Source organism: Microcoleus sp. B3-D2 (assembly GCF_036705345.1).
In the GTDB taxonomy this organism is placed as follows: Bacteria; Cyanobacteriota; Cyanobacteriia; order Cyanobacteriales; family Microcoleaceae; genus Microcoleus.
The window spans coordinates 17,361-33,817 of record NZ_JAUBUG010000047.1 but is presented as its reverse complement, the minus strand read 5'-3'; the positions used below and the strand labels follow the sequence as shown (position 1 = coordinate 33,817).

Below are 16,457 nucleotides of genomic sequence, written 5' to 3'. Positions count from 1 at the left end.
AGCGGATTTAAGTTATTTGTGACATCTTGCACCGTTATCAATAACAGGCAAGATGCCTGTTCCACAAAGACTAAATTTTCTTGTGGAACAGGCATCTTGCCTGTTCATAAAGCCTGATTGAGAAGGGTGCAAGGTGTCAGTTATTTTTGACTGGGTTTATTGATACTTGTTTGATTTTTTATAGTAGCTTATTCGGCTAGCCCCGGTAGGGCTGAAGTATATTTTACGGCATTTGTTCATTTACTTGAAATGCTGAAAAGTTATATTCATCCTTTAGCTAGATGACGGTAGTCAAGTGCGGATAGCACGATCGGTTTACTAATTGCCAATTACCAATTACCAAATCGTATATGCCGCAATACTTCGGAAAACTTCAAAAAACCGAACAGCCTTGGTCAACAATCGGTTCGGTACAATCCATAAATAAAACCGATCGCACCTTTCACTTTAATTGCGGTGAAACTTCCCTAAACCTCAGCATCCTCGCGCCGAATTTGATCCGAGTGCGAATGTCCCCGACAGGTGAATTCAAAAGCCGATCGCAATCAATAACTGTCCCTGACGAAGAGTGGGAAATTACACCATTTGAAGTGCGAGAAACAGACGAAAAAATAGAAATTGAAACAGCACAAATAACGATTTCAGTCAATCGCGATCGCACTTCCATCGAATGCTTTGACAAATCGGGAAAACCCTTTGCTAGCGACTGCGATCCTAGTATGGGATGGCGCACCGGCGCAACCGCAGGCTGGAAACGCATCGAAGCAGACGAACACTTCTACGGTTTCGGACAACGCACCGGCTTTCTCGACAAACTCTCCGAAGTCAAGACACACTGGACAATAGACGCGCTTGACTACAATTCCCTCAGCGATGAAATGTACCAGGCGATCCCATTTTACATCGCCCTGAGTCCCGATCGCGCTTACGGCATCTTTTTCAACACCACATTTTGGAGTCAATTCGACATCGGCGCCCAACAACCGGGAGTTTTGCGGATGGAAACCAGAGGCCCGGAACTCGACTACTACATCATTTACGGCCCGGAACCCGCCCAAATTCTCGCCACCTACACGCAGTTAACCGGCCGGATGCCGCTTCCGCCAAAATGGGCGCTGGGATACCACCAATGCCGCTGGAGCTACGACTCCGAGGACGTTGTGCGGGAGTTGGCGAAGCAATTTCGCGATCGGGCGATTCCTTGCGATGTCATCCACCTCGACATCGACTATATGAACGGCTACCGCATTTTTACCTGGAGCCCGAAGCGTTTCCCCGATCCCGCGAAACTGCTCGCAGACTTGAAAGCAGCGGGTTTTAAGGTTGTCACGATTGTCGATCCCGGTGTCAAGTACGAACCGGAAGGAGATTATGAAGTATTCGATCAGGGTGTGGAAAATGACTATTTCGTCCGCACCGCAGAGGGAAGGCTATTCCACGGTTACGTTTGGCCGGAAAAAGCGGTGTTTCCCGACTTCCTGCGGCCAGAGGTGCGCCAGTGGTGGGGCGAATTGCACAAAAACCTTACAGATATGGGCGTTGCGGGGATTTGGAACGACATGAACGAACCTTCGATCGCAGAACGGCCTTTTGGCGACGGCCACCAACACGTCTGGTTTCCGCTGGATGCACCGCAAGGCCCGGAATCCGAGGGCGCCACCCACGCGGAAACGCACAATTTGTATGGGTTGATGATGGCGAAAGCTTGTTCGGAAGGGTTGCAAAAAGTGCGATCGGGCGAGCGATCTTTTGTGCTGACGCGATCGGGTTTTGCCGGCATTCAGCGTTACTCCTCGGTATGGATGGGCGACAATCAATCGCAGTGGGAATACTTAGAAATGTCGATGCCGATGCTTTGCAATATGGGGCTTTCCGGCGTGGCGTTTGTCGGTTGCGACATCGGCGGTTTTGCGGAGAATGCAACCGCCGAAATGTTCGCGCGGTGGATGCAGGTGGGAATGCTGTATCCCTTGATGCGCGCTCATTCTGCGATTAGTACGGCGCAGCACGAACCGTGGGTTTTTGGCGATCGCACTGAGAAGATTTGCCGCGAATACATGAATTTGCGCTATCAGTTGTTGCCTTATATTTACACGTTGTTTTGGGAAGCTGCGACGACGGGAACACCGATTTTGCGACCGTTACTTTATCACTTTCCGCGCGATCGGGCAACTTATCACCTTTACGATCAAGTATTACTCGGCCCGTCGCTGATGGCTGCACCTGTTTACCGCCCGGGAGTTGAACACCGCGCCGTGTATTTCCCGGAGGGGACTTGGTACGATTGGTGGACGGGTGAATGCTATCAGGGCCCGACGCACATTTTAGCCCACGCACCTTTGGAGAGAATGCCGCTTTACGTGCGGGGAGGGGGCATAATTGCGATCGCACCTGTGAAGCAATTTGTCAGCGAAGAACCGCTTGAGTCATTAAAAATGCGAATTTGGCCCGGAAGCGGTGAATGGACGCTTTATGAGGATGACGGACACAGTTTTGAGCACGAACAAGGTGTCTGGGCTACGACTAATTACAAAGTGTATTTGGAAGAGGAAAAAATCATCGTTGAAATTGCCGCGCGCGAGGGTCAATTTTCGATTTCTGAACGCGAAGTTATTGTGGAAGTTGTTGGCGTTGGCGAACAGCGATTTACAGATGACGGTACGGTGCGGCGTTTGACATTTGGATAACTTTGGCATAAAGCGGTTTATGCTATGGTGGGATTGATTCAGGGCGATCGCTCGATCTGGCAGAGTTTGAGATGGAAAGGGCGATCGTATCCTGAAAATCTGTTCAGCCTATGATTCCGGTTTGGTTCGATCGAATTCATCAGCCGATAGCAAAGATGTTAGCGGGGTAGAGAAATCCCAAAAAAACAGCCAACAAATTCGGCAAAGGGGTTGGATAAATTGTAAACCTGTCAAGATTGTGGACGATGGGGAATTGAAAGTTTAAAAATTATTCGATTGCCGCCATGATTTTTAGTTTCCCCTATTCAAACCTTACTCAATAAATGGAGGTATAAACCATGCTAATAGAAGAATATTTTGAGTTTTTAGCCGATGATGACATTCGAGTAAAAGGGACAAGAGTAGGAATAGAAAGCATCCTCTATGAATATATTTATCATCAACGTTCACCAGAGGAAATTCTCAAACACTTTTACACTTTGACCCTGGATCAAATTTATGCGACAATCCTGTATTATTTAAACAATAAAGCCGTCTTAGACAAATATATCGAAGACTGGCTCGAATGGTCGCACGAACAGCGAAAAGCTCAAGAATTAAACCCTCATCCAGCTTCGGTCAGGCTCCAAAAAATCAAGGAAGAAAGAAATAAAAAACATGGCACTCAAGTATCTCATGGATGAAAATATTGACCCGATTTATCCTACTCAAATTCGGAGCAAACAAGTAGGATTAATTATTCGGGTCATTGGCGAACCTTCCATACCAGCAAAAGGAACTAAAGACCCTGAAATTTTAGAATGGTGTGAAAAGTATGACTTTATCCTAGTCACGAATAACCGTAAATCTATGCCCGTTCACTTAAACGATCATTTGCAAGCCAATCGTCATATTCCTGGAATATTTATTTTAAATGCGAATTTAAGCGTTGGGCAAAACATAGAGGAATTAATTTTGATTGCTGAATGTTCTTTTCTCAATGAATATCAAGATCAAATTATTCATCTACCTATCACTAAAGAGGTTTCCTGATGACTCAAGCGATACCCAAGTTAATAACTTTTGATGACTTTCTGGAATGGAAGCCAGAAAAAGGACACCATGAACTACATAACGGAGTTATTGTTGAAATGCCCAATCCAACTGGTAAACACTCAGCGATTGCCGGTTTTCAGTCGCTCGAATTGGGCTTTGAAATCAGGCGATTGCAACTTCCTTACTTTATTCCCAAGGAATGTACAATTAAATTTAGCGATAACTCTGGCTACGATCCCGATGTAATTGTATTAGATAAACAAGCCGTAGCAGCCAATGAGCCTCGATGGGAAAGAGAATCAGTCATCACTCAGGGAAATTCCGTTAAATTAGTTGTTGAAGTTGTCAGCACTAATTGGCGGGATGATTATGCCCACAAAATGATCGATTATGAAGCATTAGGCATTCCTGAATATTGGATTGTAGATTATTTGGGTTTAGGTGGTAGCCGTTATATAGGTTCTCCGAAACAGCCTACTTTATCGGTTTATCAGCTAGTAGATGGCGAGTATCAAATTAAGCTGTTTCGAGGAGATAAAAGGGTTGAATCGGCAGTGTTTCCAGAGTTGAATTTGACCGCAAAGCAAATTTTTAACGGTGGGTAAGTGTAATTCACTGATAAATTTTCAACCAACCTGGGAAACTTGAGGGTAAAGAAACAGAAATTAGGTCAGCATCATTGACAATGATTAACCGATCATCTGTTATAATCTACATAAATAACTTAGATGAGATTTTATGAGCACCACATTTACGGGAGAACCCTATCACCTAGCTAATGTGTTGCTTGTGGCTGCCCAAAAGACCAGAAAGTTAATGATTGGGAGAGAAATAGAATGTCTACAAGAATTGAAGAAGTTAAGAAGCAGTTATCTAGTCAAAGTGAGCAAGAAAGACTCGCTGCTTTATCAGAGACTCTCAATTATGGTCAACCAGGTTTAGAACTATTGATTGAACAGTCTATCAAAGATCGATCGGAGAGAGTCAAACAATTTGCCTACAGAGTTTTTCGTGCTGATAATTATTGTTTGAGGGCAAATGCACCAGAAAGCTTAACACCTTCCCCAACAGACGTTATTACTTCTCTGGCAATAAGTCCAGGTAATAGTATTTTAGTAGGAGGGAGTTGGAAAAAGATTTGGGTATGGAATTTGCAAACAGGGGAAATAATTCGTAGTATTGAAGGACATTCGCACTGGGTTTTGTCAGTTGCTATTAGTCCTGATGGCAATACCTTGGTTAGCGGAAGTGCAGATAAAAATATTAAGGTATGGAATTTAAAAACAGGGCAGCTTATTCATACATTAATCGATCTAAGTTGGCATTCTAGTTGGGTTACTGCTGTTGCGATCGCTCCCGATGGAAAAACCATTGTTAGTGGTAGCACCAACAAAACCATCAAAATATGGGACTTAAATACTGGGAAATTAAATGAAACTCTACAAGATCCAAAGGAACTATCTTCTGTTTTGAGCTTATGTATTAGCCATGATGGAAAAGTTATCGCTTGTGGAAGCACTAATAATAAAATTACCTTATGGAATTTTGATAGCGGTAAACTCATACGCAGTATTGAAGGACATTCAGCTTGGATTCAATCTTTAATTATTACTTCAGACAACACAACCTTAATTAGTGGCAGTCGTGATGGTGTTGTCAAATTTTGGCAATCAAAATCTGGAGAAGAATCTTCAAATCAATCAGGTTCAGTTTTGGGTAAAGGTTTAGTAGATGTAGCAGCTACTGTCGCAGGATTTTCATTAGGAGGGCCTATAGCTGTAGGGGCTTGGGTTTTAGGTAGATTGATTGTTAATGGAGCAGCCAATCAAGGTTCTTCTGCACTACCTTTTCAAAATTTAGAATGCACCAAGACTTACCCAAATAATCAATCAATTAATTCTCTAGCTTGTAATGTAAATCAAAATATACTTATAGTAGGTATTTCCAGAGAAATTAAAATCTTTGATTTAAGATATAATTATAATAAAATCATCTACACTTTACCAGAGCAGCCTAAATTTATTAGCTCTGTAGCAGTTAGTCCTAATGGCAAAACTCTTGCTGTTGCCGGTAAAGATTGGGTAACCTTATTGGAGCCACAAACAGGAAAACCACTTCATGCTATTAAGGGATGTTCTTATCCAAAATTAAGCAAGATTGTTATTCATGAAATTTCCCAAGCACTCCTTTGTGGTCAAGATAAAAATTTTACTGTCAAAGCTTTAGACCAGAATAATAGAGAGATGAACCTTAACGCTAAAGATGTTAAATGGGAAACTACTGGCGGTAAAATCAAACAAGGTTTATTTACAGCAGGTCAACGCGAAGGAATATTTGAAGTTAAAGCAAAGATAGGCATTTTGGAGGCTTCTGTCACAATTACTATTATTCAGCCTCCCAGAATTACTGAGATTTCTGTTACTCCTTCTAGCATTAATTTAGAGTTTGGTAAAACGCAACAATTTACCGCACAAGTTTTAGATCAACGCAGAAATCTCATGCCGGAAACTGTATTGTGGGAAGTAAGCGGAGGTGGAACGATCGACCAAAATGGCAATTTTGTAGCTGGAAGCGAGCGAGGTAAATTTGAAATCATCGCTTCAGTTAGTTCAATTCGTCGAGTTATCCCAATTACCATTATTGCACCTCCGAAGCTAACCGAACTAATTATTATATCGTCAACATCTCAATTAGAGTTTGGGCAGAGCTTTCAGTTTCAAGTTAAAGGAGTAGATCAATATGGTAACAACATACAAACTGGGAGAATTACTTGGTCAGGAAGTAGCGGCGGTGGAACGATTGACCAAAATGGCGATTTTGTAGCTGGAAGCAAGGAAGGAGATTTTGAAGTTATAGCTTCAGTCAGTTCAATTCGTCGAGTTATCCCAATCACGATTATTGCACCTCCGAGGCTAGCAGAACTAATTATTACATCCTCAATTCCTCAATTAGAGTTTGGTCAGAGCTTTCAGTTTGAAGTTAAGGGAGTAGATCAGTATGGTAACAACATACAAACTGGAGAAATTACTTGGTTAGCAATTAGTGGAAACATTGATAATCGGGGTATATTTTATGCGGGCGACCGAGAAGACACTGTTATTATTAAAGCAAGTCTAGGAACAATTAACATTTGCACAGAAGTTAAAGTTTACGAACCTTCTCGGTTAACATTTATAGAGATTTTACCTTCATCTGTTACTTTAGAGCCAGGACAAAGCCAAAGATTTAATCTGGTTGCTTTAAATCAACGAGGTGAAGAAATATCTGTCAGCGATATAGAATGGAATGCAACAGAGGGATCGATCGATCGACATGGCAATTTTTGCAGTGGAGAACAGCAAAAAGGTGATTGTCAAGTAACCGTCAATGTAGGACATTTAAGCGCTAATGCTGAAGTTACTGTTATTCCTGTTCTGAGAGGGATAAAAATATCTCCTGAACAGGTAGAAATTAAACCAGACGAATCATTTACTTTTACTGTAACTGGATTCGATCAAGTCGGCGATCCTTTAGAAATAATGAATGTTATATGGAACAGTACAACTGGTGGATTAATTACCAATAAAGGAGCTTTTAAAGGCGATTATAAAAAGCGCGAAGTTACTGTCACCGCAAAATTAGGAAAGCTTAGCGGTACAGCTAAAGTTATCCTGCTACCTGTGTTAAAGCGTTTAGAAATTAAACCTAGTTTTGTTTATCTTAAATCGAGCGAACAACAAACATTTGTTGTTAAAGGATTAGATCAATTCGGCTTTTCAATCGCGCCTGGTGAGGTTGATTGGGAAACAACCGGAGGTGAAATTGCTCAAGATGGTACATTAACTTTTACTCAGAATGAGCAAGGTTATTTTCAAGTAACTGCAACATCTCAAGTAGCTCCCAAGTATACGCAAGATATAAGAAAGCTCTTTTTATATACTGGGATTTCTAGCAGAATAATATCTTACTTAATTTCCTATGAAATGCTGCTCCAAGAAATATTTGCTTTAGATTCAGGTTCAACAGATACCGAGGAAAAATTAGATGATTCAATAGTTGATGAGACACAAGAATTAGATATAAGTACAGAGAAATTAGAGGCAATTCAAGCGACGGATACGATAGTAGAAGCTGACGGACAACTAGATATAGAGGTAGATCAAACAACAGATATTGATACAATTGTAGAACCAAATGTATTAGATTTTTATACGGCTTTAGAAGGGTGGTTTTGGAAAAAGCTGCAAAAGCTAGTAGCTAAGGTTTTTCTGTCTATCAGCCGTTTTTGCTTGAATGAAGCGAGTGCAAACTTAAGCGCTTCTGCTGATGTCTTTGTTTTGGCTGTTGAATACAATCCCTATAAATATTTTAAATGTCTTAATGTCCTTAATGGTCATTTTGATAATGATTTTGATTTGGATTTTCATTTTGATCGTTATCATGGATATTATAGATATCATGAATTGATTCATATTTCTTTGGCTATTACACCAGATGGACAGAGACTTGTTAGTTGTCGTTGCTGGGGCGATACCATAAAAATCTGGAATTTAAACACTGGAGAGTTAATTAGTACACGGGAAGTTCCTCAACACTATATTAATTCTGTTGCTATTACTCCAGACGGGCAAACACTTGTTAGTGGGGGTGCGAATAGCACCATAAAAATTTGGGATTTAAAGACGAACGAGTTACTACACTCTCTACATTGTTCAGATTCAGTTTATTTAGTGGCCATTACACCAGATGGGCAAAAGTTTATTAGTTTTGAGGACAAAAACATTATTCAAATATGGGATTTAAACACCCAAGAAATCTTAAAAACATTTCATATTGATTGGAGTAATACTAACAAAATTGTTATTTCTCCTGACCAACAGAGAATAATTGTAGCAAGTCAAAAAATTATCAAATCCTATGATTTAATAACTGGAAAATTGCGAACTATTATAGGATGTGATTTAGGATGGATTTATGCTTGGGCTATTACACCGGATGGTAAAACACTCATCAGTAGCCATAATAACAACACGATTAAAATATGGGACTTAACGAAGAAATATCCAGATGTTCGGCTAACTTTAAAGAGTTCTGCTATAGTGTGGGATCTTACACTTACACCTGATAGTCAAAGAATTGTATCGGTTGGACATGACAATGGCGATTATGAGTCGTTTATTGAAATATGGGACTTAAATACTGGACAAAAACTTCACTCTATAGAAGAGTATTTCACCAGCTATATAGAAGAGCATTTCATAGGCTATATCAAAGAGAGTAGTGATGCAAAAGTCTGGCATTTAGCCTTCTCAATCCTTAAAGAGAAAGGATTACATACAACGCCATCATTAGTTATGCAAGTTATGAAAGTTTTGCAAGCTATGGACAGTGGCATATTGTCACACAGAAAGAGTCATCGAACGCCATCATTAGCTATAGCTATCCAAGTTGTGCAGGACTACCTAAAAGAGTATTTTTCCCGCGCTAATAGAGTTTCTTGCCTTGCAATTACGCCAGATGGAAAACAAATTATCAGTGGTCATGGTGATGGAACTATTCGTATATGGGGAATACCAGAGTTGAGTCTGTAAAAATAGATCGTGAAAAACACTTTTGTTATAATATACCGTCCGGGGATGACTAGACCCGACATCTACCCACAAACTATGCAACCGATCCACATTACCACATTCCAAGCTCTGTGGCGCAGCCTGGGCCTGATAATCAAAGCCGCACCAATTGAACTCCGCAATTTAATATTACTCAACATTATCAGCGGTGCTGCCCCATCTGCCGTCCTATTTTTAGATAAATTAATCATTGATGAAGTATCTCGGTTGCTGTCGCAAACCCAAACAGCACAGCCCTTTGCTTTGATGCTTTCCCGGCCAATATTGCTGTGGAGTATTGGCGGAGTCTTAAGTCTCAAGTTAGTCGGCGATGCCCTAGACACAATGAACTCTTTTGTCGCGACATCTTTGCGCGATCGCGTTCAAGGCTTTGTCGAAGGAAAAGTCCTCGAAAAAGTCGCCAATTTCGACGATATTGCCCTCTTTGAAAACCCCGAACTATTAAATATAGTAGAACTAGCCAAAACCGGAGTATCCAAAATACAGCAACTAGCATTTACCATCAGCATGACCATCACGGGAATTTTTATATTTATTCCATCGATAGGCCTTGCTGCTGCAATAGCTTGGTGGGTGCCAGTGCTGATGTTAATCTCATCATCTCCCTCAATTTATACCCAAAGAAAATATAGCAGAATCATCTGGAGAGTTCAAAGAAAGCAAGCTAAAATCAGCCGCGAAATGAACTTATCCAGTAGAGTCTTGACGGGCGAAGAATATGCTAAAGAATTGCGTTTGTTTGGGTTGCAAGAACTTTGGCTCAAACGCTGGCAGGGTCAGTTTTTGCAATTTTTTAGCGAGATGCAGCAAATCCGAAAAAAAGGAGCAATTGTTGTACTTTTTTGGTCGATGTTTAGTAGAATTGGAGTGGCTTTGCCATTTATTTATGTAGTAATGGGAGCTTTGGGTGGTCGCTATACTTTGGGCGATTTAGCACTCTATTCGGGTTTGATTGTTCAAGTAAAGCAAAGTTTGCAGATACTGATTAGCACTTCTACTAATTTGTACGATATCTCTCTCAGCGTTAGTCCGATTTTTCAACTTTTGGAACTCCAACCAGAGTTGCAGTCTCCGCTTGTGGATGTGGCGTCTCGCCTGCCTAGTTTACCAGATGGCGGGCAAGATGCCCCCCCCACAAAAGATAAAATTGGCATCGAGATTAAGCATTTATCTTTTTGCTATCCCGGTAGCAATAAAAGCACGGTTGAAGATATCAACTTAACCATTAATCCGGGGGAAATGCTAGTGCTTGTCGGTGAAAATGGCGCGGGTAAAACCACCCTTGGTAAACTCCTCGGTCGCCTGTACGACCCGACAAGTGGTACGATCGACTGGAACGGCAAAGATTTGCGATCGTACTCTCTAGCATACGTGCGATCGCGCATCGCCGTCGTTATGCAAGATTACGCCCGTTTCCCCTCCACAGTCCGCGAAAACGTCGGTTTCGGCGACTTGCTTTCACTGTCAGATGACACCGCAATTAACGAAGCTATTTCGGAAGCAGGAATTGCAGCTAAAGTCAACAGTTTAGAGCAAGGTTTAGAGACTCCGTTGGGGAAACAATTAGAAGACGGCATAGACTTATCGGGGGGACAGTGGCAAAGAATTGCGATCGCCCGCGCCTTAATGCGGCTTTCTACAGCCGAAGTGCTCATTTTTGACGAACCAACCGCCGCCCTCGACCCCAAGACAGAACACGAAATTTACAGCATCTTCCGCCAAATAGCCGCCGGGAAAACAACCATAGTCATCAGTCACAGATTAGGCTTAGCAAAAATTGCCGATCGCATCGCCGTCATGGAAAACGGTAAAATAGCAGAAATAGGAACTCACGACGAATTGATAGCATCAAACGGAATTTACTGCTCAATGTTCACCCGTCAAGCTAGTAGCTATATTTAGAGTTAAATAAACAGTCCGCCAGGGGTTAAAACCCCTGTCTCATAGCGAAAGTCGGTTGAAACCGACTGGGGAGATATTGCAATGCTTGTTCAAAAATGTGTCTTTCAGTCCTCTTTGAGAGGACTTTTGCTATGAGACGGGGGTTTTCAACCCCCGGCGGACTTGTGGGTTAGCGTGGGGAATTTGGCGCGGGTGATTGTGATAAATTATCGCGGATTTGCCATCTAATTTCTCTCGTTAGGTGGCGAGAAACCGAGTTTCTGCGACAATTTTCAGTTGAGTACGAGAAATATCGGAAGAAACCCGGTTCCTGGGATGATTGTGCGAGATAGATTTATGATAGATTAATCTCATTTGTTTTGTGGCAAAGTCTCGATCCCCCCTAGCCCCCCTTAAAAAGGGGGGGACAAAAGTCAAATACAAATTCCCGCTTCTTAACGAGGGGACAAAAGTTCGATTCAAAGTCCCCCTTCTTAAGGGGGATTTAGGGGGATCTAGCCTTCGAGGTAAAGCAGAGATACCTGTTTTACTGTTGAATGCGATCTTTTTGATAAAATTGTCAGAAAGTGCGAGCTATAATAAAACCAACCTAGTTGGCGATAATATCAACGATGGAAACTATAACTCTCAACCTACCTGCCGCCGTCGCTTTAACCGACGAACAATTTTATCAATTGTCCATCGCTAATGAAGAGTGGCGATTAGAACAAACCCCCGAAGGAGAACTAATTATTATGCCTCCAACAGGCGGCGAAAGCGGCATCAGAAATTCCGATTTGACTACAGACCTAAATTTGTGGAATCGTCAGACTCGATTGGGAAAAGTCTTTGACTCTTCCACTGTCTTTCAATTACCTAACGGTGCGAAGCGTTCCCCTGATGCTGCTTGGGTACTCCTAGAACGTTGGGAAGCATTATCCGCAGAAGATAAGCGCAAATTTCCTCCCCTGTGCCCGGACTTTGTAATAGAATTGCGCTCGCAAAGTGATTCCCTAGAAACATTGCGGGCTAAAATGCGGTATTATCGAACTAACGGCTGTCGCTTAGGTTGGCTAATTGACCCCCAAACGCCTTTAGTAGAAATTTATCGGTTGTCTGAAGAGGTAGCAGAAGTTATTAATTTCTCTTTTGACCAACCGCCTACACTTTCGGGTGAAGATGTACTTCCCGGATTTCTTCTAGATATTACACCTATTCTCAACCCTTGAATCTCGATCCATTTTCTTTAGTTGGCTGGCGAGAAACCGGGTTTGTGCGACAAATTTTGGTTGAGTACGAGAGATATAGGAAGAAACCCGGTTTTTGGGATTCACTGCGTGGCGAGAAACCGGGTTTCTGCGACAAATTTTGGTTGAGTACGAGAGATATAGGAAGAAACCCGGTTTCTGAGATTCTTGTGCCTCCGAAAAGTCGATCGCAAATTATCTCCCCGTCAACGTATCCGCATAAGGATCGGGCAAAGCTTGCTGCACTTCCAAAAGCGACAAAGCATCCCCAGCCAACTGTGGGCTAATCAAATTTTTTTTTACCCCATCCCCCCGGCGATCGCGCTCTTGCAGCTTCAGCAATTCCTCTTGATAAACAGCAACAATTCGCCCTAAACTCAGCACCAAATCATCCCAATTATCATCTCCCACCAACTTCTCAGAAATTCCCTCAAATAACTCTCCCGCTTGCCTTTTTTGGACATAAGCTTTCAAAAGCTTTCCCGACTTTTGCAAAACGGCCTGATAAATATCCCCATCAGACCACCACAGCCCCTGTTGACTCAGCAGCCAAGTCAAAATATACTCGCGAGCGTGTTGCTCCTTCACCCAGGCCGCGAGATACTGCAAATCTTCCATAGTTACAACAGTCTCCTCAATTGTCCTTAAAATGTTCGCTTGTTTGTATCTACCGTTACCGCGATCGACATAATACCTGCCTTATCATCACCTGCCCGCGTCATTAATATCCCTTAAATCTTAAAAAAACCCTACTGATTTACCAAACAGCAATTCTGAGAATATAAAAATAAACCTAAACCTCCTAGGTCTATTGTCCAATACTTTTAGTCCACCGGAAAGCGCTACACCCCGCCTCGCTTTCCTCTCTCGCAAATCTATCCTCAAGCGGGAACAACCAGCGGGTTATTAGCATGACAAAGCAAAATTTTGGTTTAATCGGTCTAGCAGTGATGGGCGAAAACCTCGCGCTCAACGTCGAAAGCAGAGGCTTCTCCGTGGCTGTGTACAACCGCACAGCAGCTAAAACCGACGACTTCATGGCACAACGCGCCCCCGGCAAGAACATTGTAGCCGCCAAGACTCTGACAGAATTCGTCGATGTCCTAGAAACCCCGCGCCGAATCTTAGTCATGGTGCAAGCTGGGAAACCCGTAGATGCGGTCATCGACCAGCTCAAACCCATGCTGTCACCGGGCGACATGATTATTGACGGCGGCAACTCGCTATACGACGACACCGAACGCCGCACCAAAGATTTAGAATCGATGGGACTGGGATTTGTCGGCATGGGCATCAGCGGCGGCGAAGAAGGCGCGCTCAACGGTGCTAGCTTGATGCCCGGTGGCACGCACGCTGCTTACGGCCTACTAGAGCCAATTCTCACCAAAATTGCGGCTCAAGTAGATGACGGCCCGTGCGTCACATTCATCGGCCCCGGTGGCGCCGGCCACTACGTGAAGATGGTTCACAACGGCATTGAGTACGGGGATATGCAGCTCATTGCTGAAGCCTACGATTTGCTCAAAAACGTTGGTGGATTGAACGGCAAGCAGTTGCAGGAAGTTTTTGCCGAATGGAATACCACAGACGAACTAAACTCGTTTTTGATTGAAATTACGGCTAACATTTTCAAGTACAACGACCCGGAAACTAAGCAACCCTTAGTTGAGGTAATTATGGACGCAGCCGGCCAAAAAGGTACCGGCCGCTGGACTGTAATGAGTGCTTTGGAATTGGGCGTGAGCATTCCCACAATTATCGCTGCTGTGAATGCGAGAATCATGTCTTCTTATAAAGCAGAGCGCGTCAAAGCTTCCCAAGAACTGACGGGGCCTAGCGGCAAGTACGAAGGCGATACTAAAGAGTTTGTGAACAAAGTTCGGGATGCGCTTTACTGCTCGAAGATTTGCTCCTACGCGCAAGGCATGGCGCTGTTGAGCGCGGCGTCGAAGTCGTACAATTACGACTTGAGTTTAAGCGAAATTTCCAGAATCTGGAAGGGTGGCTGTATTATTCGGGCTGGATTTTTGGACAAGATTAAAACAGCTTTCAAGGACGACCCCACGCTGCCGAATTTGCTGTTAGCGCCGGAGTTCAAACAGAGCATTCTCGATCGCCAATCGGCTTGGCGAGACGTGTTAGCTACTGCTTGCCAACTGGGGATTGCAGTGCCAGCATTTAGCGCCTCCCTGGACTATTTCGACAGCTACCGCCGCGAAAGATTGCCGCAAAACCTCACGCAAGCTCAGCGTGATTATTTTGGGGCTCACACCTACGAACGCACCGACAAACCGCGCGGCGAATTCTTCCACTCTGAGTGGACGCAGACTGCTAAAGAATCGCTGCAAACTGGTAGTGGTGATTAATTAATTTTTGTAGGGTGCGTTTCGGCGCACCTTACAGATAAACAATGAGATTACTGCCAACTAATTTTTTTCCTGAACCCACACGGATACTGAACCGCCTTGACAGCGAAACTCGCCCCAACCCCACTCGTTAGTAGAAACAGGTTCCTTAATATGCCCTGTTAAGTCCACAAACTTAGCATGAGGTTTACCAACTTCCATCCACTTGGAACCCTCCGGGCCGTCACTCATAATTACTGCCATTGCCTGTGGATGTTTCCGATTGCCCAATCTCGTCCAGCCAATGGTATTCCAATGATCGAAATAGTCATATTGAGGGCCGTATGCGAAGTGTTTGCGAGCATGGAGAAACTTGTCAATTAGCGATCGATGAGAAGGCATAACAATCTTATACCGATTGCCATCACGCCCCCAATCTTCATATTCTGCACCGTAATAATCCGGGTAGAAAACGCAGGGATAACCTTCTTTTCGCAATAGAATAATCGCATAAGCAAGAGGTTTAAACCACGGTTCTACCACAGATTCAAGTGCTTGCAGCGGTTGGGAATCGTGGTTTTCGACAAACGTTACTGCATGAGTCGGTTGCTGCTGCATCATTGTACCGTCTAAGATGCGCCGCATATCGTAGTTACCGCCCTGTTGGCTGGCGTAATGAAAGTTGTAATGCAGTGGCACATCAAAAACTGACATTTTGCCCTTAACTGAACCGACATACCAGTGCAGGATATCGATATTTGGTGCCCAATACTCACCGACAACAAACAAATCTTTGCCGACATATCGCTCCAATTCATCCAACCATTCCGGAAAAAACCAAGACGATATGTGCTTGATTGCATCTAAACGGAAACCGTCGGCACCTGTTGTGTCGAGATACCACTTACCCCAGCGTGTAATTTCATCTCGTACCCCTTGCTCCTGAAAATCCAGATCGCACCCCATTAAATATGCAAAATTGCCATTTTCTAGGGCAACATAGTCATCAAAACTTCTACCTTCTACCAAATAGACTGTGCTGCGATCGTCTTTATTGTATTCGTTGTAGTCTACTGCGTCAAGATGCCACCAGTGCCATTCAAATTGGGAATATTTACCTTGGCGTCCGGGAAAGTTAAAATGGGTGTAGCTTTTGATTTCTTGCAACCAACCTTTGGGATTTAGCCGATCGTTTTGAGGATAAGGAGTTGCCTTAAATATCTCTGCTGCATCTGCACCCATTTTGTGGTTGATAACTACATCGGCATAGACTTGAATCTGAGATTTGTGCAGGGCTGCGATCGCATCCAAATATTGCTGCTTAGTACCATATTTGGTGCGAATTGAACCTTTTTGGTCGAATTCTCCCAAATCAAATAAGTCGTAAACCCCATATCCAACGTCGCTTTGCCCCCCACTTCCTTTGTAAGCTGGGGGCAGCCACAGTGCCGTAAAACCCGCATCAGCCAATTCTTTCGCTTGGTTTTTCACCTCATCCCACAGGGTTCCTCGATCGGGAATGTACCAGTGGAAATATTGCATCATCGTGCCGTTGATATCTGCCATTTTGCACCCTTGCCTTGAGATGATACTGACAATTTAAACCGATCTTAGGCTACAGCATTGCCCATTGTCACTGTATCCGCCGTAATT

10 protein-coding genes are annotated in these 16,457 nt (G+C 43.3%); 8 read left to right on the top strand and 2 right to left on the bottom strand.

The features are described from left to right. Positions 1-350 precede the first annotated feature (350 nt). The 7 genes from QUB14_RS18325 (at position 351) to QUB14_RS18295 (ending at position 12,441) form a co-directional block, all read left to right on the top strand. Positions 351-2,687: a glycoside hydrolase family 31 protein gene (locus QUB14_RS18325; protein WP_333218488.1), complete on the top strand. Its 2,337-nt coding sequence runs from the start codon at positions 351-353 to the stop codon at positions 2,685-2,687. A 338-nt stretch (positions 2,688-3,025) separates the two neighbouring features. Continuing rightward, positions 3,026-3,370 (top strand): DUF433 domain-containing protein, encoded by a 345-nt coding sequence (locus tag QUB14_RS18320; protein ID WP_333218487.1) that lies wholly within the window; start codon positions 3,026-3,028, stop codon positions 3,368-3,370. After that, positions 3,363-3,719: a hypothetical protein gene (locus QUB14_RS18315; RefSeq protein WP_333218486.1), complete on the top strand. Its 357-nt coding sequence runs from the start codon at positions 3,363-3,365 to the stop codon at positions 3,717-3,719. The genes QUB14_RS18320 and QUB14_RS18315 overlap by 8 nt, the downstream gene beginning before the upstream one ends. Then, on the top strand, positions 3,719-4,327 hold the full coding sequence (locus QUB14_RS18310) for a Uma2 family endonuclease (RefSeq protein WP_333218485.1): 609 nt from the start codon (positions 3,719-3,721) through the stop codon (positions 4,325-4,327). Before QUB14_RS18315 ends, QUB14_RS18310 begins: the two co-directional genes overlap by 1 nt. A 231-nt stretch (positions 4,328-4,558) precedes the next feature. Beyond that, complete coding sequence (locus QUB14_RS18305) at positions 4,559-9,292, top strand: beta-propeller domain-containing protein (protein ID WP_333218484.1); 4,734 nt, start codon at positions 4,559-4,561, stop codon at positions 9,290-9,292. A 9-nt stretch (positions 9,293-9,301) separates the two neighbouring features. Continuing rightward, complete coding sequence (locus tag QUB14_RS18300) at positions 9,302-11,233, top strand: ABC transporter ATP-binding protein (protein ID WP_333218483.1); 1,932 nt, start codon at positions 9,302-9,304, stop codon at positions 11,231-11,233. A gap of 611 nt (positions 11,234-11,844) precedes the next feature. After that, on the top strand, positions 11,845-12,441 hold the full coding sequence (locus tag QUB14_RS18295; RefSeq protein WP_242716623.1) for a Uma2 family endonuclease: 597 nt from the start codon (positions 11,845-11,847) through the stop codon (positions 12,439-12,441). Between the two features lie 213 nt (positions 12,442-12,654). On the opposite strand, the gene QUB14_RS18290 is transcribed toward QUB14_RS18295, so the two are convergent. Beyond that, the gene (locus QUB14_RS18290; protein ID WP_333218482.1) at positions 12,655-13,077 is read right to left on the bottom strand and encodes a hypothetical protein; all 423 of its coding nucleotides are present in this window, start codon (positions 13,075-13,077) and stop codon (positions 12,655-12,657) included. 293 nt (positions 13,078-13,370) lie between these two features. Between QUB14_RS18290 and gnd the strand changes: the two genes are divergently transcribed. Continuing rightward, complete coding sequence (gene gnd / locus QUB14_RS18285) at positions 13,371-14,825, top strand: decarboxylating NADP(+)-dependent phosphogluconate dehydrogenase (protein WP_333218481.1); 1,455 nt, start codon at positions 13,371-13,373, stop codon at positions 14,823-14,825. Positions 14,826-14,885: 60 nt separating this feature from the next. Here the strand turns inward: gnd and QUB14_RS18280 are convergent, their stop codons facing one another. Then, complete coding sequence (locus tag QUB14_RS18280; protein ID WP_333218480.1) at positions 14,886-16,370, bottom strand: alpha-amylase; 1,485 nt, start codon at positions 16,368-16,370, stop codon at positions 14,886-14,888. Positions 16,371-16,457 lie beyond the last annotated feature (87 nt).